The sequence below is a fragment of the Brevibacterium pigmentatum genome, from assembly GCF_011617465.1.
GTDB lineage: Bacteria > Actinomycetota > Actinomycetes > Actinomycetales > Brevibacteriaceae > Brevibacterium > Brevibacterium pigmentatum.
On the sequence record NZ_CP050153.1, the window covers coordinates 2,567,654 to 2,586,010 of the forward strand.

General features: G+C 64.1%; 14 protein-coding genes. 2 read left to right on the forward strand and 12 right to left on the reverse strand.

Going from position 1 to position 18,357, the window contains the following annotated elements; translation table 11 throughout:
* Positions 1-2: 2 nt before the first annotated feature.
* The 6 genes from GUY30_RS11575 to GUY30_RS11600 all read right to left on the reverse strand — a co-directional run bounded on the left by GUY30_RS11575 (position 3) and on the right by GUY30_RS11600 (position 8,924).
* Positions 3-2,189, reverse strand: coding sequence for a prolyl oligopeptidase family serine peptidase (locus GUY30_RS11575; protein ID WP_167197602.1), 2,187 nt, complete (start codon positions 2,187-2,189; stop codon positions 3-5).
* 36 nt (positions 2,190-2,225) lie between these two features.
* Entirely contained in the window at positions 2,226-2,888 is a 663-nt protein-coding gene (locus GUY30_RS11580) for a GNAT family N-acetyltransferase (protein ID WP_167197605.1), read from the reverse strand.
* Positions 2,889-3,067: 179 nt separating this feature from the next.
* A complete protein-coding gene (locus tag GUY30_RS11585) occupies positions 3,068-4,663 on the reverse strand; it encodes an HNH endonuclease (RefSeq protein WP_167197608.1) in 1,596 nt (531 codons plus the stop codon).
* A 161-nt stretch (positions 4,664-4,824) separates the two neighbouring features.
* Positions 4,825-6,357: an MFS transporter gene (locus GUY30_RS11590; RefSeq protein WP_167197611.1), complete on the reverse strand. Its 1,533-nt coding sequence runs from the start codon at positions 6,355-6,357 to the stop codon at positions 4,825-4,827.
* Positions 6,358-6,616: 259 nt separating this feature from the next.
* Positions 6,617-7,708, reverse strand: a complete 1,092-nt coding sequence (locus GUY30_RS11595) for a branched-chain amino acid aminotransferase (protein ID WP_167197614.1) — start codon at positions 7,706-7,708, stop codon at positions 6,617-6,619.
* Positions 7,709-7,886: 178 nt separating this feature from the next.
* The gene (locus tag GUY30_RS11600; protein ID WP_167197617.1) at positions 7,887-8,924 is read right to left on the reverse strand and encodes a 3-isopropylmalate dehydrogenase; all 1,038 of its coding nucleotides are present in this window, start codon (positions 8,922-8,924) and stop codon (positions 7,887-7,889) included.
* Positions 8,925-9,221: 297 nt separating this feature from the next.
* Here GUY30_RS11600 and GUY30_RS11605 point away from each other — a divergent pair, with 297 nt between their 5' ends.
* On the forward strand, positions 9,222-10,073 hold the full coding sequence (locus GUY30_RS11605; RefSeq protein WP_139468861.1) for an HpcH/HpaI aldolase/citrate lyase family protein: 852 nt from the start codon (positions 9,222-9,224) through the stop codon (positions 10,071-10,073).
* The gene (locus tag GUY30_RS11610) at positions 10,070-10,771 is read left to right on the forward strand and encodes a phosphatase PAP2 family protein (RefSeq protein WP_167197620.1); all 702 of its coding nucleotides are present in this window, start codon (positions 10,070-10,072) and stop codon (positions 10,769-10,771) included. The genes GUY30_RS11605 and GUY30_RS11610 overlap by 4 nt, the downstream gene beginning before the upstream one ends.
* 21 nt (positions 10,772-10,792) lie before the next feature.
* On the opposite strand, the gene GUY30_RS11615 is transcribed toward GUY30_RS11610, so the two are convergent.
* The 6 genes from GUY30_RS11615 to GUY30_RS11640 all read right to left on the reverse strand — a co-directional run bounded on the left by GUY30_RS11615 (position 10,793) and on the right by GUY30_RS11640 (position 18,343).
* Positions 10,793-11,557, reverse strand: coding sequence for a hypothetical protein (locus GUY30_RS11615; RefSeq protein WP_167197623.1), 765 nt, complete (start codon positions 11,555-11,557; stop codon positions 10,793-10,795).
* A gap of 60 nt (positions 11,558-11,617) precedes the next feature.
* Positions 11,618-13,210, reverse strand: a complete 1,593-nt coding sequence (gene serA, locus GUY30_RS11620; protein WP_167197626.1) for a phosphoglycerate dehydrogenase — start codon at positions 13,208-13,210, stop codon at positions 11,618-11,620.
* Positions 13,211-13,337: 127 nt separating this feature from the next.
* Complete coding sequence (locus GUY30_RS11625) at positions 13,338-14,630, reverse strand: GNAT family N-acetyltransferase (RefSeq protein WP_167197629.1); 1,293 nt, start codon at positions 14,628-14,630, stop codon at positions 13,338-13,340.
* Between the two features lie 128 nt (positions 14,631-14,758).
* Positions 14,759-15,790, reverse strand: a complete 1,032-nt coding sequence (gene ilvC / locus GUY30_RS11630) for a ketol-acid reductoisomerase (protein ID WP_167197632.1) — start codon at positions 15,788-15,790, stop codon at positions 14,759-14,761.
* A 106-nt stretch (positions 15,791-15,896) separates the two neighbouring features.
* Positions 15,897-16,412, reverse strand: a complete 516-nt coding sequence (ilvN, locus tag GUY30_RS11635; protein WP_167197635.1) for an acetolactate synthase small subunit — start codon at positions 16,410-16,412, stop codon at positions 15,897-15,899.
* Positions 16,409-18,343: an acetolactate synthase large subunit gene (locus GUY30_RS11640; RefSeq protein WP_167197638.1), complete on the reverse strand. Its 1,935-nt coding sequence runs from the start codon at positions 18,341-18,343 to the stop codon at positions 16,409-16,411. The genes ilvN and GUY30_RS11640 overlap by 4 nt, the downstream gene beginning before the upstream one ends.
* Between the last annotated feature and the right edge of the window lie 14 nt (positions 18,344-18,357).

Here is an 18,357-nt window from a genome sequence, read left to right on the forward strand (position 1 = left end):
ACCTACTCTCCTGTCAGTGCGTTCCACATGAACCGGTAGCTCAGGGCCCGGGTGAACGCGGTCTGCTCATTGTCCGAAGCGGCGGAATGTCCGCCTTCGGTGTCTTCGAAGAACCACACGTTCTCAATTCCCTGAGCCTGCATCCGGGCCGCCATCTTCCGGGCCTGTACAGGTCCCACCCGGTCATCCGAGGTCGCCGTCCAGAACAGCACCGGCGGATAGTCCTGCCTGTCTTCGAGGAGATGGTAGGGCGAGAATTCCTTGATGAACGCCCAGTCCTCGGCCACGTCCGGGTCACCGTATTCGGCTTTCCACGAATAGCCGGCGCTCAGCTTCGTGTATCGGGCCATGTCCAGCAGCGGAACTCCGCAGGAGATTGCGCCGAAGAGCTCGGGATACTGGGTGAGCATATTGCCGACCAGCAGGCCCCCGTTCGATCCGCCGGCGCAGGCGAGAGTCTTCGGGCTCGTCACTCCGCGAGCGATGAGATCGCGCGCCACGGCCGAATGGTCTTCATAGCAGCGCATCCGGTTCTCCCGCATAGCGGAGGTGTGCCACTCGGGTCCGTATTCGCCACCGCCGCGGATGTTCGCCAGCACGTAGACGCCTCGGCGGCCTTCTGGGAGGGTGCTTCCGGTGGTGCTCCGACTCAGCCAGCCGATACCCACGACGGGTGAGTATCCGGGAGTGCGGCTGACTTCGAATCCGCCGTAGCCGTCGAGCAGTGTGGGATTGTCACCGTCGAGCACGAGGCCCTCGGCCCCGATCTGGAAGTACGGGATCTTCGTTCCGTCGGCGCTGGTGGCGAAGTGCTGCTGAACGCTCAGTCCTTCGGCATCGAACATCGCCGGTGCCGATTTGATCACCTCTGTTGTGGGTTCAGCCGAGTCCGTTCCCAAGGTTCCGTACGACAGGGTCGAGGCAGTGAGGAAACCGGTGCTGACCATCCAGAAGTCGTTGGCGGTGGCCGGATCGAACTTGTCGACCGCGCGAAGGCCGACCATGTGATTGGCAGGAACACCGGGCAGGGTGGATTCGGCGAAGTCGTTGCCCAAATCGAGGACTGTGAGCTTCGACTGCACGTCGGCGAGCAGCTCGAGCACGAGGTAGTCGCGTGTGAAGGTGAAGGACTGCAGCGAGGTGTGGGCATCCGGGGTGAAGATCACGTGCGGAGTGATCTCGCCTGCCTTGACCGCGTCGATATCGGCGATGGCAAGGCCGCCGGCTGCCACCTCGGTGGTGGCGGACTTCCACGTCGACTGGGGACGGAAGAGCACGAGGTCGCGTTCGAAGCCGACCTCGACGTCGGTGGGAACGTCGACCCAGTTGAGCGAGTCGGCCCACTTCGCCGGTTCGGTGGAGAGCGAACCGTCTGCGGCCGTGATGTCGTCGAGGTCGAGGAAGCTCATCGTCGAATTGAAGAAGTCGATGGCATCGACGATGACGGCGCGATCGGTGGTTTCGGCGTCGGGCCGGATATCGCTGCCGACGAAGATCGCCACATGGTCACGGGGCACTTCGGCGACGATCGGGGCGTCGTCGAGGCTCTGGCCTCGGCGGAGGGCTCTGGCTTGGCGTGGATACGACGAGGTCGTCAATGAGTCGGCGTCGGTTTCGGTGGCGACGAGCACGGTGTCATCATCAAGCCAGGCCAGCCGCGTCTTGGCTGCGGGGATGTCGAAGCCGCCGTCGACGAAGGTGCGGTCGTTGAGGTCGAATTCGCGGACTCGGTGCGAGTCGCCTCCGTCCGGGGACAGGAGGACGAGTGCGCGCCGATTGTCGCTGCGGCGAACCATCGCTCCTGACCAGACCCAGGCAGTGTCTTCCTCTGCGGCCAGCGCGTCGAGGTCGAGCAGCACCTCCCACTCGGGTGCTGAAGTGCGGTAGCTGTCCCAGGTGGTGCGTCGCCACAGGCCCTTCGGGTTCGTCTGATCCCGCCAGAAGTTATAGAAGTGGTCGCCGCGTTTGGTGACCATCGGAATGCGGTCGTCGGAGTCGAGCGCGGTGCGCAGATCACCGGAGATGCTGTCGAAGAGGTCGTCGTGGAATCGCTCGAGGGTCTTCGCATTCTGGTTCTTCACCCAGGCGATCTGCTCCTCGCCGTAGATGTCTTCGAGCCAGAGGTTTTCGTCTTCGGGCAGATCGGCGCTCGTCGTCGGGGCCGTCGCTGGGGAGTCTTCTTCACGCATGTCCCCATCCTAGTGACCGCCGCTGACGTGGGTGCGTCACCGTGGGCTGCGGAACATGACCAGGCCGGGCTGCCCGTTGGGGGCTTCGGGTCCGTGGCCGAGCTCGGTGAAGCCGAGTCTCTCGTAGAGCCGTCGTGCCGGGCTGTCGATGTCGTCGGTCTGCAGCCAGCAGCCGTACTGTCCGACCTCCCCGATCCACGCTTCGAGAGTTCGCCGGCCCAAGCCTCGATCGCGCTGTTTCGGATCACGGGCGAGCAGATTGAGGGCAAAGGTCGATTCGAGTTCGGTCGAAGCCTCGCCGAGGCGGCTCTGCAGTTCGAATGCCCAAGGATACTTCTGTTCTTCCCATTTCCAATGGTGGCCGTAGGCGAATGAGCTCAGCCGTCCGTCGGGCTGGGCCCGTGTCAACGTCATTAGCACCTGTCCGTTGCGGACGGAGATGTCGTAGACATCGGCAAACATCGCCGCGAACCGGGGGTCCTCGTTCAGCGGTGGTTCAGCGGCAGCCGCGCCGTAGAGCGCTTCGATCTCGCTGCGGGGAGGGAGGACTCCGGAGATCCCCGGGCCCGAGGGCACGCCCCGCCACAATGAGCCCAACCCCTTGAGCATTCCCCACACGATCTCGACCGCTGGGCCGTCTGCTTGGACGGAGCGTGCAAGGAAGTCACCGGGCGACGGCTGCCCGTTGAGGTCGTTCATAACTATCACCATAATCCTGCGATGGAGCAGGCAGTTGAACTTTCGGTGACCACTTGCCATCGCCCCGGAGGACAGCTTATGAGCAGGGCCTCGCCCGCTCCTTCGCCGCCCCTGGCAACCGCTCTTCCTCCTGGGCGATGACTCGGGGCACGGCTCTTCCACCTAGCTGTCGAACGGGGTCACCGCCTGCCCCTATGTTCGAGGATCGCGGCGCAGAGGAGTTCTTCGATGGGACTCATCGGTCGTTCGTCGGCATCAAAGATGTCGATTCCAACAGTCGTCCCGCCGATATCGACGGTTGCAGGCTGCGAGCTCCGGCGTCTGTACCGCCATGGGATCATCACCGAAAACTCAGGATCTGCACTCAGTGGTTCAGCACGAGCTCTGTCGCCCGGCGGCGTGGCAGTCGCCTCATCCGAGGTTTCGTCATGGCGCTCCCCCGGTTCGGGGCCATGTTGCCGACCGGGATCGCGCTCACTGCCAAAGAGTTCTACCTGGTCGGAAGCACGCTTGGCGTCGGAAGCCCGCCTGGGATCGGGAGGACCGAGTGGTTTGGTGCGGGTCTTGTAGTGGTGGCCGGTCGGCGTGACCACCTCGAGGGCATCGGCTGTCGCCTTATGGAGCCACCCGCCAAGTTCCTTGAGATAGTTGCAGGCCGCACACAGTCCAGACGAGTTGTCCCAGTCGGTTTCCCCGCCGGCAGCAACTCCTTCGGCGTGATCGGCGTGTTTGATGGGCGCCTCGCACCAGGGCGAGCGACAGACATCGTCGCGGAAGACGACCATGCGTCGCAGCAGACCCGAGAATTCCCGACGGCGCGAGTCCATCCGGACGAGCTGACCATCTTCAGGCCGCGTGTACAGCCTGCGGATGAAAGTGGCGGCTTCGTTCTCGGCCACGATGTTCCGTGCGGCTTTCGCCGGGATCGGTCCGACGCCGGGGAACCACGCCGATTCTTCTCCTGGTCCGAACAGGCTGCTCTCCTGCATGATGAGGTGGACCTCGGTCGGCACAGCCTGGGCGGATTCCTGCCCGGTCAGTCGCTCAACCAACAGATCGGCCGCAATCTGGCTCTGCGATCGTCCGCCTGCATCACCCGTGGCGATGACGGTCTGCGCCGACTTCTTGAGGTTGGCGAATGCAGCCACAGCTTGCGACATCGGCAGCAGCGCGGTCAGATAGGCCATGTTGCCCGGCGCGGGACGCACACTGACCGAACGATCTTCGACACAGCGCTCCAAGTGGTCGACCGCGGCCTGCTGGTCGAGCTTCTGAGCCAGCGCCCGCACTTCATTGCCGAGGCGCCTGACGCCGACCTCTGGGAGTCGTTCGGCCATGCGCTCGTCGAGCTCGTGTTTCTTCTCCCGTGGAAGCCAGTCGGACTCTTTGGCGACGACCCGCGCCTTCTCTTCGGAGATGTCGCCGCTCTTCATCGCCGCGTATGTCTTGGGCAGGTCCACGAGCAGAGTGCGGGAGAATTTCAGCAGTGCGTCTCCGCGGGAGCGCGAGACCTTCCGCGCCAAGGCCACCTCGGCGCCGAGGCCCCGTCCTTGTTTCTTACTGGCAACCCCGTCCTCGGCTTCGCGGTTGCGGCGGAGCATGTCGAACGTCAGAGTTTCGCGAGCCTGCGCGGCGGCGCACGCGGAGGTCAGCTCCTCGAGCGCCGTGATGCGATCGATCGCTTCTTCCTCGGTCTTGGCCGGAGGCAATTCGGACAGGCTGTCGCGCCACCGAAGGATGTCGGTGAGTGCGTCTGGAACCTGCGTTGCCTCCATGCCCAGAACACTATAGGTCGGCACTGACACGAGAATTCTGACCAGCGTTCTCGCAGGTCAGAAACTATGCGCGCGATTTCAGGGCACTTCCTCGGCGTTGCCGGGGTTCAGACTGGAAGAGCCCCGAACGGAGCAACCTCGGAACGGAGAGATGAGCGAGCTCAGCTCAGTTCTTCGCCTGTGGTCTCTCGAGCGAGGAAGCCCATGAGCAGCACTGCGACGACCACAAGCGCACCGGTGAGAATGAACGTCAGGGTCAGTCCGAGCACCGGCCACATGAACGCACCGAATACGATCGGGGCGATTCCCGTGGCCAATCTCGACGCCGCTGATGCCCAGCCGAAACCGGATCCGCGCAGTCGGGTCGGATAGAGCTCGGAGACGTAGGTGTAGAGCGTCGGAATGGCGATCTGGATGACGAAACCGAACCCGATGATCGCAGCCTTCGCCGTGAACGTGAGTTCGGCGCCGGAGGCCTCGATGAACACTGCCGCCCCGACGAGCAGCACCGCGGCCACGATCGACGAGACGCCGAGCACCCACTTACGACCGAACCGTTCGACGATGAGCGCGGAGACGATCACGCCGAGGATGCCCACTGCAGTCATCGCCCCGGTGACAAGGAACGCCGCCTGATCGGCGAGCCCCTGCTTTTTGAGGATCCCCGGCAGCCATGTCAGTGCCGCATAGTAGACAAGAAGGACGGAGACGAAGAGCGCCCAGGCAACAAGTGTCGTCTTCGCGGAGTGCTGCCACAGCTGTATGAGCTGACCGCTGGCTGCACGCAGCTGTCTGCCGACCTCGGGTCCGTTGGCCGATGTCGCTGGCCTTGCGTCCGGGGACGGTGTCGCAGATCCCGCACCCGGGGTCGGCGTCGCTGGTCGAGAGCCCGGTGTCGGTGCCGCAGGCCCCGAGCCCGAGGTCGGCGTTGCATCTGCACCGGCCGTGGCCGGCCCCGCGCCATGGCTGCCCACTGGCTCGTGTGTCCATTCGGTGACGTCGGCGCCGGTGCGTTCGACGAGGCGGGCGATGATGGCGTCGGCCTCTTCGTAGCGCCCGACGGAGGCGAGATAGAGAGGTGATTCCGGAATTCCGAAACGCACGGCGACGGTGAGCAGGGCGGGAATGATCATGACGAGCATGATCAGTCGCCAGTCCCCGAAGTCGAGCAGGTAGGCCGACACGAACGCGCAGAGCGAAGCTCCGATCGGCCACCAGCCGTCCATCGCGGTGAGGACACGTCCGCGGTGGCGGCTGGGAGTGAACTCCCCGACCAGGGCGTAGTCGACGGGGATGCATCCGCCGAGCCCGAATCCGGCGAGGAAACGGAAGAGGATGAACCACCCGTAGGCGGGTGCGAATGCTCCGGCGACGGTGAAGATCGAGAACACGAGGAGCGTGAGGGTGAACGCTTTCTTCCGCCCGATGACATCGGCGATGCCGCCCCAGATGAAGGCCCCGAGAGCCATGCCGATGAGGTTGGCGGTCGCGATCCAGGCGGCCTGGCCGACGCTGAGACTCCAATAGTCGCTGAGCAGCGGAATGAGGAATCCGTTGAGGGCGACGTCCCATGCGTCGAACATGAAACCGAGCCCGCCGATGAAGAAGATGGCACCTTGAGTGCGCCATTTCCATGGCAGGCGAGCGATGACTTCGGAGGCTGTCGGTACCGACGCCGAGGTGGTCGTGTGCACGAGGCCACAGTACCTCAATTAACGCACAATTGAGTAAAACGTTCCAGGTGCGAGCACAGCAGAAGGCGGGCCGCCGCGAATCTCGTCGCAGCGGCCCGCCTCACCAGTACGGCCCGCCTCAACAGCATGGCCCGCCTCATGAGCATGGTCGGGACGCGCCCAAGCCGGGCCACACCACCCACAACAGTCAGCACTGCTCGAAGCAGACGGAGCCACTTACATCCGCCGGCGCCGCACAGACCAGACGGTGCCTAACGAATCAGGCCAGGCGCACGAGCCAGCTGTTCTTGTCCTCGACGCGTCCGTACTGGATGTCGAGCAGCGTCTTGCGCAGCTCCATGGTCTTCTCACCAGCGTCCTCACCATGGTCGATGGTGAAGTCTTCGCTGACGAGCTTGCTGATCGGCGTGATGACCGCAGCGGTGCCGCATGCGAATGCCTCGACGATCTCGCCGCTGGCAGCACCCTCACGCCACTCTTCGATGGAGATCTGACGCTCTTCGGGCTCAAGCCCGAGCTGCGGAGCGAGCTCGAGCAGCGAACGGCGGGTGACACCGTCGAGGATCGAATCGCTGAGCGCAGGAGTGAGCAGCTTGCCGTCCTTCGTCACGAGCATGAGGTTCATACCGCCGAGCTCGTCGATGTACTTGTTCTCGACCGAATCGGTGAAGAGCACCTGCTGGCACCCATTGGCGGCCGCCTCATTGGTTGCCACCAGCGACGATGCATAGTTGCCGCCGCACTTTGCGAAACCGGTGCCGCCGGCGCCGGCGCGCTTGAGCTTCGGCGAGAGCCAGATCGACAGCGGCTTGATGCCGCCGGAGAAGTAGGGTCCGGCCGGCGAGGCGATGACGTAGTAGTCGACCTCGTGGCTCGCCCGCACGCCGAGGAAGCGCTCCGTGGCGATCATGAACGGGCGCAGGTACATGCTCGACTCGTCGGCTTCCGACTCCGGCGTCGGGACCCAGGCCTGGTCAAGGCTGACCAGCTGCTTGAGCGAATCGATGAAGTCCTCTTCGGACAGCTGCGGCAGCGCGAGGCGTTCGGCGGACTTGTTGATGCGCGCGGCGTTGCGCTCGGGTCGGAAAGTCCACACCGAACCGTCGGCGTGACGGTAGGCCTTGAGCCCTTCGAAGACCTCCTGGGCATAGTGGAGAACTGCGGCCGCCGGATCGAGCAGCAGCGGCCCATACGGCCGGACCTCGTGCCCCTGCCAACCGTCATCGACCGTGTATCGGATGTGCGCCATATGGTCGGTGAAGTACTGGCCGAAACCGGGGTCCTTCTTGATGTTCTCGCGCACCAGCTCGGGTTGCGGCTGGAGGTTCTTAAGAACGGTGAAATCTGTCATGAAAACTCTCTTCTCATTTGTGATGAGTGACACTTTCAGGGTAGTCCATCACCCCGGTGCTCGTCGCACCGGGGTGATGTCGTCGACCCTGAGAACAGGTGTCGCTCGTTTGGGTTCAACCTCGCAGAGGTGACCCCGTCGTCACCTGCCCGCCCCCTCGCCGAGGCGGTCGATCACGTCAGCCGAGACGTGCCGCGATCGCGTCGCCCACCTCGGTGGTGGACCGCTTCGTTCCGTCGCGCTCGGCAAGGTCGGCCTCAACGGCCGTCTCGATCGCCTTCGCCACGGTCGCGAGTCCCAGGTGGGAGGCCATGAGGGCTCCCGAGAGGATCGAGGCGGTCGGGTCGGCGATCTGCTGGCCGGCGATGTCCGGAGCGGACCCGTGGATCGGCTCGAACAGGCTCGGCGCGGTTCCTTCGACATTGAGGTTCCCCGAGGCGGCCAGACCGATTCCGCCGGTCACCGCAGCAGCGAGGTCGGTGAGGATGTCACCGAAGAGGTTGTCGGTGACGATGACGTCGTAGCGCTCGGGGTTCGTGACCATGTAGATCGTGCACGCATCGGTGTGCTCGTAGTTGACGGCCACCTCGGGGTACTCCTGGCCGACCTTCTCGACCACGCGACGCCACAGGTGACCAGCATGGACCATGACATTGTGCTTGTGCACGTAGGTGAGCTTCTTGTTCCGGGCCTGGGCGCGGGCGAAGGCGTCGCGGACCGCGCGCTCGACTCCGTACCAGGTGTTGACCGAGACCTCGGTCGCAACTTCCTGCGGGGTGTCCGTGCGCACGGATCCACCCGATCCGGTGTACGAACCTTCGGTGCCCTCACGGACGACGACGAAGTCGATCTTGCCGGGATCGGCCAGCGGGCTGGTGACTCCGGCGAACAGCTTCGAGGGACGCAGGTTCACTGCATGGCCCAGCCCGAAGCGCATCTTGAGGATGACTCCGCGCTCGAGCACGCCGGAGGGCACGGACGGATCCCCGCAGGCGCCGAAGAAGATAGCATCATGTCCACGCAGCGATTCGAGCTCTTCCTCGGTGAGCGTCTCACCGGTCTCGTGGTAGCGCTGCGCGCCGACGGTGTAGTCGGTGAGCTCGAGCTCGACGGGCTCGCCGGACACCTCGATGGCGCGCTTGAGGACTTTGAGGCCTTCGGGGACGACCTCGTTGCCGATTCCATCTCCGGGCATGACTGCGATTGAGAACTTCATGCTCACAGAATAAGACTCAATCTCACGATACAACTACAGTGTCTTACAATGTGAACCGTCGTCTGCGCCGTCGCAGAGGGCGGAGATGCAGCGACGTCGGCGCAGCAGCGGCGCGAACACATCGGACGAAGACCGCCGCACCCGCCGCTGCCCCGCGCTTCGTGTGCCGACATGAACAAATTCACGTCTCAATCACTGTTCTCGGCTACACATCCGACGCCGCAGGGACGAAAATGGAGACAGCACCCCAAACCCCGTGGGGGCCAACCGCAACCAGCCCCGAGAGAAAGTCGATCATTGACCGAAATCATCCGCAACGCCCGCGCCGCAGCTCTGCCCGCCAAACTCTCCCGGTCCTGGCTGCTCGTCAATGCTGCGAGGGAGGAGCTGTTCACTCCTGCGCAGACCTCGGAAGCGGATTCCGTCATCTTCGACCTCGAGGCTTCTGTCGCCGATGACAAGAAGATCGAAGCCCGCGACAATGTCGTGCGCGCCCTCGACTCGGGAATGTCCGCCTGGGTGCGGATCAACAAGATGGAATCCGAGTTCTGGGCCGACGACCTCGCCGCCGTCGCCATGCTTCCGGGCCTGCGCGGAGTCATGCTGCCCGAGACCGAACGCCCCGAGCAAGTGTCCTACACCGCGATGCGCGCGAAGGCCGGCCTGCCCGTGCTCGCCCTCCTGGAATCGGCCCGCGGAGTGGAGAACGCCACCCGCATCGCCGAGGCGCCCGGCACCTTCCGTCTGGCCTTCGGCACCAATGACTTCCGCAAGGACACCGGCTTCTCCGGCGATCCGATGGCTCTGGCCTATGCCCGCTCACGCCTGACGATCGCTTCCCGCATGGGCGGCCTGCCCGGACCCATCGACGGCCCTTCGGCCGCCGATGCCGATGATGAGAAGGTCTGGGCCGATGCCGAAGTCACACACATGATGGGCATGACCGGAAAGCTCGTCCTCACCGTCGACCAGGTCAACACCCTCAACGAGGCGATGAGCCCGAGCGAAGACGAACGCGATTGGGCCCGCCAGATGCTCGAAGCCGCCGAAGGCGGATCCGAGATCACCGACGGCTCCTACCTGCCGCGCCTGGCCCGCGCCAAGAAGATCGCGTCCATGGCCGACGCCTACGGTCTCTGGAACGCTTGAGCCGACAGCCGCCTTGGCTGCTGTGGGCAACACTGCCCGCCGTCCTGCTCGTCATCGCCTTCGGACTGTGGCTGCATCTCGAGCGCATCGGCCCCACGCCGGTCGATCAGTCGTGGCTGGAGCTCGCCGGCCTCGATAGAGGCTCGGTGCCGTACTGGATCGCCGTCGTCCTCGCCGAGGTCGGCGGCGGTACCGGTGTGGTCATCTGCACCGCGCTGCTCGCGAGCATCTTCGTGCTGCGCAGACGCCTGCGCTCGGCGATCTTCCTCGTCACCACGATGTTCGCCGGCATCGCCGCCTCGGAGCTCCTCAAGGCCATCGTCACCCGGCTGCGCCCCGGCGACCAGCTCTACGCATCCTTGGGATTCTCCTATCCCTCTGGGCATTCGATGGGCGCTGCCGCACTGGCCATGAGTCTGGCCATCATCGCCTGCCGCCGTCATCAGCGGCGCGGATCGGCAACCCAGGCAACAGAAGCACAAGCACCGAGGATGGGCTTCCATTGGTCGTTCATCCTCGCCGGGATCTGGATCCTCGGCATGATGTGGTCGCGGACCGCGCTCCAGGTCCATTGGCTCACCGACACGATCGCCGGTGCCTTCATCGGCATCGCCGTCGCCGTTCTCGTCGACGAATTCTGGACCCTGGCAGCGCAGAAGACCCGCTCACCCCGCTTCGCTCTGTGGCTTGCGGATTGAACGGGTCCTCTTGCTGAGAAGCTATTTGGCGTAGTCATTCGTGGTTTCAGACAAGCTGGTAGCAGTCTTCTTCCAATATTTGCCGGAACTATCCATCAACTCCACATAATCGATCTCAGCCCTAATACCACAAATAATTCTCGATTCGTCCACATTTTCACTCACGTGAGCCAACAGAACAAATGATACAAACTCGTCCAGATCGTAGTGCTCCGCTTGCCCGCCTCGAATTATCGGATAATCAAAATCGCGATCCGGACCCCACGGCAACGACTTATCCGCACCAGTCGGATCACCTGGAGTCCATGACTGCTTCCAAGAATGGACCTTCTCATAGCCTCCTGCAATAGTTGCTGTATCCACCATGTAAGAGTTCTCACCAGTGATGGTCAGCCCCCGGCCTTGATCCGCAAAATACACGTACCAATCAATTACCACCTTGTAGACAACGGCCCGACTAACACCTAAATTCTCAATCACCAGCTCAGAGCCGGAATTACGCAAGAATAGAGGTCGATGGTCCGAATCTTCAATAGAAAGACTCACAAAATATTTATCAAGTTTCTGGTCATCTATATTTGAGAATTGCGGATCATAAGAGCAGACGACGCGATTGGCACCCTTAACTCGAAAATTAACCGAACGCGCAGTAGCTTCTTGGGCTCGCTCGTCAGCCTCCTGTCGTAGCTGAGAGTCCGCAACGTACGTTCGTAACGCGATAAAGCCGCCGATAGCCGCAACTAGAACTCCCGCAATCCCAACAATCGAGTCAACGACTTCGAGCATCGCTCATCTCCTTCAACTACCGCTGATGCGGGCCAAGATGATCTGGAAATCTTCCGATCCTCAGTCCTCCTGGAGCGAGACGCCGGTGAAGGCCGAAGCGTTCACGGCACCGGCCACGGCCTTGACGACCTCGTCCGAGACGACCGAATCCACTGCCAGGACGGACAGCGCCTCGTTGCTCGTCGACGCGGGCGAGACCTGCATGCCCGCGATATTGACGTTGTTGGCACCCAGCGCCAGACCCAGCTGACCGATGATTCCCGGACGGTCCTCGTAGCGGAAGATGAGCAGGTTGTCGGTCAGCTCGATCTCGAGCGAGTAGCCGTCGACTTCGGTGAGCTTCTGCACGAGCTTCGGTCCGGTCACGGTGCCGGACACGGAGATGCGCTGCCCGCTGCTCGTCGTCGCGGTGAGACGGGTGATGTTGCGGAACGATTCGCAGTACGGATCGGTGACGAGCTCGACGCCGATTCCGCGCTCTTCGGCCAGCAGCGGAGCATTGACATAGGAGACCTGGTCGGACACGACGTCCTTGAACAGGCCCTTGAGTGCGGAGAGCTTGAGGACGGAGACGTCCTTGTCGGCGATCTCGCCGTTGACCTCGACCTTGAAGTGCGTGACCGAGGAGTCGGCCAGCGCATTGACGACCCGGCCCAGACGTTCGGCCAGGGGAATGCCGGGACGCACATCCTCGTGGATGGCACCTCCTGCGACGTTGACCGCATCGGGGACGAGCTCGCCGGCCAGGGCCTTGCGCACGGACTTCGCCACGGCGACGCCGGCCTTCTCCTGGGCCTCATGGGTCGAGGCGCCCAGGTGCGGGGTGACGTTGACGGCGTCGAGGTCCATGAGCGCCGAGTGCTCCGGCGGTTCGACGTTCCAGACGTCGATTCCGGCTCCGCCGACCTCACCGCTGGCCACGGCCTCGGCCAGGGCCGCCTCGTCGATGATGCCGCCGCGGGCGACGTTGATGAACCGGGTTCCGGGCTTGGCGGCCTTGAGCTCCTCGGTGCTGATCATGCCGACGGTCTCCGGCGTCTTGGGCATGTGCACGGTGACGAAGTCGGACACGGCGAGCAGACCAGGCAGGTCGAGGACCTCGACGCCCATCTGAGCCGCACGGGCCTGAGTGATGTAGGGATCGTAGCCGACGAGGCGCATGCCGAAGGCCTTCGCGCGCTCGGCGACGAGTCCGCCGATGCGGCCGAGGCCGACGATGCCCAGGGTCTTCTCGTAGAGTTCTACGCCGGTGTACTTCTTCCGGTTCCACTCCCCTGCCTTCAGCGAAGTGTTTCCGGCACCGAAGTAGCGAGCCGAACCGAGGATGTGAGCCATCGTCAGCTCGGCTGCCGAGATGATGTTCGACGTGGGTGCGTTGACGACCATGACACCCGCCGAGGTGGCTGCGGGGACATCGACATTGTCGAGTCCGACTCCGGCGCGGGCGATGACCTTGAGGTTCTTCGCAGCGTTGATGGCTTCGGCATCGACCTGCGTGGCCGACCGGACGAGGATCGCATCGGCGTCGGCGATGGCGGGCAGGAGCTGGGATCGGTCAGCGCCCTCGGTGTGACGGATCTCGAAGTCTCCTCCGAGAGCTTCGATGGTGGCCGGTGACAGTTCTTCGGCGATGAGCACGACGGGCTTGGGCACTGATTTCCTCCTGTTGCGTCCGGGACGCGTCCACCTTATGAGACTTTCAGGATTCCTTCACAAGGTCTCAGATTCTGGGAACAATCGCTCAACAGACCGTTCGGGTTGCTCAGAATCCGCGGCGTGCTCAGAATCCGTTCGGCGAATACGGCGCCCGGCCGAGACTGAACATCGCACTGGCGAGCACAGCGGACCCCGGTGTGTGCTCATCGATGCGTCCAGCCCGGGCGAGGATGACGGGATCGGCACCGCCGAGGAACAGGGACCCGAGCTCGGCGATGCCGAGCCCCAGATCTGCCGGCGTCGAATCGGAGGCGGGGGTCACCTCGGCATCGGTGCCGTCCGATGTGATCGTGTACCGCCCGCCGGCGAGGTCGAGGGAATCGTCGATGTCGATCGTCAGCGTCCCGGGCACGTACCAGGGTCGGGCCTCGAGCGCGGCCTTGACGTCGAGGATGCGGATCCAGATGTTGTCTTCACTGGCGACGGTCTTCACGCGCCGCGAATCGGTGAGCAGCCACGGCAGCGGCGAGTATTCGGCGGACTCGCCGAAGGTCACGCGGGTCGAGAGGTCGATGGCGGCGAGGAACGACCACAGGGAGGCGTAGGCCGCATCGGTGGCGGCCACGAAGTCGATGATGTCAACGGTCGGCGGCGACTTCGACCAGCCGGCGAACTTGTAGGACACATAGCCGTCGGGCTCACCCTGTTCGTCGAAGTGCAGAGCCGCGCGGACCCCGCGGTCCTCTTCGCCGGTCTCGACGTTGAGGGCACCGGTGGCGCGTTCGATGTAAGTCTGCTGGCGCTCCATCGCCCCGGGCGAGGTGCGCATGAAACGGTGGTAGATCTTCGGAGCCAGCTCGCGCAGCTCACTGGGCAGGCACATCTCGACGCGGCGATCGGGTTCGCGGACCATCTTGAACCCGGGTGAGGTGTCGACCTCGATCGAACGCAGCCAGGTCGCCACGCCGAATCCGAACCGCGAGTAGATTCCGCCTTCGGTCGCGGTCAGCGCGGCGAACGGGTAGCCGGCGGCCTTCGCCTCGGCGAGGTCCGTGGTCATCAGCGATCGGAGGAGTCCGCGACGGCGATGCGTCGGGCGCACCGTGATCCAGGTGATGAGGTGGCCGGGGACCAGGCGGCCGCCGCCGACATTGACGAGCTTTTCGAACCACGCGAAGGTCGCGACCGGGATGGACGAGTCCAGTCCGTGTCCGAACTCCTGGTCGGCGTAGACGGCCGTGAGCTTGCGCCCATCGGCGATCGCCCGCTTCACTCGTCCGACCAGGGCCTTATCCGTGGAGCGGGGGTCGTGGAAGCCGACGCTCGTCGAGGCGAAGTACGCCTTGGTGCGCTCATCCGGCTCGCCGGTGGCTTCGTCGATGGTGGGCTCGAAGTCTTCGAATCTGTAATTCGTCACACCTCCACACTAGTCCAGTTCGGTGCCGCCGTCGGAAGATTCTCCCGGGTGAATGCGCAGGAGCCCCGGACACCAAACGGTGTCCGGGGCTCCTCTGCTCAGTTCTGCTCAGTGTCGAGCGATCAGACTCAGCGAGCGGCAGTGCCCTCGGTGTAGTCGTCGTCCGAGTCCTTGAGCCATGCGAACATCTTGCGCAGTTCGCGACCGGTGGACTCGATCGGGTGCTGCTCTTCCTTGGCGCGCAGCTCCTTGAACTCCGGTGCGCCGTTCTTCTGGTCGTTCATAAAGCGCTCGGCGAACTTTCCGTTCTGGATGTCGTCGAGGACGCCCTTCATGTTCTCCTTCACCTCGGGGGTGATGACGCGCGGGCCGGAGACGTAGTCGCCGTACTCAGCGGTGTCGGAGCAGGACCAACGCTGCTTGGCGATGCCGCCTTCGACCATGAGGTCGACGATGAGCTTGAGCTCGTGGAGGACCTCGAAGTAGGCGATCTCGGGCTGGTAGCCGGCCTCGGTCAGGGTCTCGAAGCCGTACTGGACGAGGTGCGAGACGCCGCCGCAGAGCACGGTCTGCTCACCGAACAGGTCGGTCTCGGTCTCCTCGGTGAAGGTGGTCTTGATTCCGCCGGCGCGCAGGCCGCCGATGCCCTTGGCGTAGGACAGGACGGTGTCCCAGGCCTTGCCGGATGCGTCGACCTCGACGGCGACGAGCACGGGCACACCGCGGCCGTCGACGAACTCACGACGGACCACGTGGCCGGGTCCCTTCGGGGCGACCATGATGACGTCGACGCCCTCGGGTGCCTTGATGTAGTCGTAGCGGATGTTGAAGCCGTGGATGAACACGAGGGTCTTGCCGGGAGCCAGCTGATCCTTGATCTCGCTGTTGAAGATCTCGGCCTGAACCTGGTCGGGAGCGGCGATGGTGATGACATCGGCCCATGCGGCCACCTCGGCGGGGGTGCCGACCTCGAGGCCTTCGGCTGCTGCCTTGTCGCGGCTGGCCGAGCCTTCCTTGAGACCGATGCGGACTTCTGCGCCGGAGTCGCGCAGGCTCAGCGAGTGGGCGTGGCCCTGGCTGCCGTAGCCGATGACGGCGACCTTCTTGCCCTGGATGATCGACAGGTCTGCATTGTCGTCGTAATAGCGTTCTGCTGCCATAGTTCTAGCTCCTTATGCTTACGGGATGATGTCCCCATTGTTTCACAGTTCGGTACTGCTGTTCACTTATTGAGATGACGGGGGTTCCACAGGTTGGAACGCGAAATCAGCTCCGGAGGGCGCGGTCGGTGATCGACTTCGCCCCACGGCCGATGGCCACGGTTCCCGACTGCACGATCTCCTTGATGCCGAAGGGCTCGAGGACCTCGCGCAGCGCTTCGACCTTGCCGAGTTCACCGGTGGCCTCGATGCTCACGGAGTCGGGTCCGACGTCGACGATCTTCGCGCGGAACATCTCCACCGCCGAGGCGACCTGCGGACGTGTCGCCGCATTCGCCTTGACCTTGTAGATGATGTGCGCACGACGCACCGAGGTCTCGGGTTCGAGCTCGACGATCTTGATGACGTTGACGAGCTTGTTCAGCTGCTTCGTCACCTGTTCCAGGGGAACATCGTTGACGTCGACGACCACCGTGATCCGCGAGAGCTCTTCGTGCTCGGTCACACCGACGGCGAGGCTGTGGATGTTGAAGCCGCGACGGGCGATGAGCCCGGTGAACCGGGTGAGCACACCGGGCTTATTCTCGACCAGGACAGAGAGTGTGTGCCGGCTGTTGTTCATTCCAGGCCTCCTTCGATCTGAGCCACGGAACGCACCGTGCCGTCTTCGTTCGCTCCAGCCTCGGCGATGGCGGCCTCGGCTTCCTCTTCGCCCTCCCCGTCGAATTCGGGGCGGATGCCGCGGGCGTACTCGATCTCATCGTTCGACACACCTGCCGCGACCATCGGCCACACCATCGCATCCGGCGGGACCGTGAAGTCGAGGACGACCGGTCGGTCATTGATCGACAGCGCCTTCTCGATCGCGGCGTCGACATCCTCGTTGCGGTCCACGCGCAGCGCTTCGCAGCCGTAGGCTTCGGCCAGTTTGACGAAGTCGGGGATGCGGATCGTCTCGTGACCGGTGTTGAGGTCGGTGTTCGAGTAGCGGCCGTCGTAGAACAGGGTCTGCCACTGGCGGACCATGCCCAGCGACGAGTTGTTGATGATCGCGACCTTGATCGGAATGTTGTTGAGCGCGCAGGTGGCCAGTTCCTGATTCGTCATCTGGAAGCAGCCGTCACCGTCGATCGCCCACACCACGCGGTCGGGCTGGCTGACCTTCGCACCCATGGCCGCGGGAACGGAGTAGCCCATGGTGCCGAGTCCACCGGAGTTGAGCCACGACTTGGGGCGTTCGAATTCGACGAACTGAGCCGCCCACATCTGGTGCTGCCCCACTCCTGCGGCATAGACCGCCTCGGGGCCGGTGAGCGCGGAGATCCGGGAGATGACGTACTGCGGATCGCACAGCTCGCCGTGCGTCTCGTAGCCGAGCGGGTAGGTCTGCTTGAGACGATTGAGGAAGCGCCACCACGGTTCGCGCTGACGCTCCAGGGCCTTGGGGAACTTGCTGCGCATCTCCGCGAGCATCTCGGCGAGCACTTCGCGGGCATCGCCGACGATCGCGACATCGACCTCGCGGTTCTTGCCGATCTCGGCCGGGTCGATATCGGCGTGGATGACCTGCGCGTTCGGGGCGAAGGAATCGAGCTTGCCGGTCACTCGGTCGTCGAAGCGGGCGCCGATGGCGATGAGCAGGTCGGCCTTCTGGAAGGCGGTGACGGCAGGCACGCTGCCGTGCATTCCGGGCATGCCCAGGTGCAGCTGGTGGGAGTCGGGGAAAGCTCCTCGGGCCATGAGCGTGGTGACCACGGGGATGTTCGTGGCCTCGGCCAGGCGCAGCAGCTCCTTCTCGGCCTCCGAGCGGATGACTCCGCCGCCGATGTAGAACACGGGGCGCTGAGCCTCCGACATCAGACGCGCGGCCTCGCGGATCTGCTTGGCGTGCGGCTTGAGGATCGGGCGGTAGCCGGACAGCGCCGGCTCCTCCGGCCAGACGAACGGAGCCGTGCCGGTCTGGGCGTCCTTGGTGATGTCGACGAGCACGGGGCCGGGACGACCGGTGGTTGCGATGTGGTGGGCGTTGACGAGGACTCCGGGGATATCCTCGGCGCGGGTGACGAGGAAGCTGTGCTTGGTCACCGGCATCGTCATGCCGACGATATCGGCTTCCTGGAATGCGTCGGTGCCGAGCAGCGTCGAGGCCTGCTGGCCGGTGATCGCGAGCATCGGCACGGAGTCCATGTTCGCGTCGGCCAGCGCCGTGATGAGGTTGGTCGCACCCGGACCCGAGGTGGCGATGCACACGCCGAGCTTGCCGGATGCGGCCGCATAGCCTTCGGCCGCGTGGCCGGCGCCCTGCTCATGGCGGACGAGGATATGGCGGATCTTCTCGGTCTCGAAGAGCGGGTCATAGGTGGGAAGGATGGTGCCGCCGGGAAGCCCGAATACCGTGTCGACCTCGAGCTTCTCGAGGCTGCGGACGATCGCCTGCGCGCCGGTGAGGACCTCGGGGCCGGTGTTGCGGCGAATACTGGACGGTGTGGCTGTGACCGGTGCGGACGCGGGTTGAGTGCCCGTGTCCTTCGCGGTCGAGGGCTTGGCTGCCATCGATTCCTATCCTT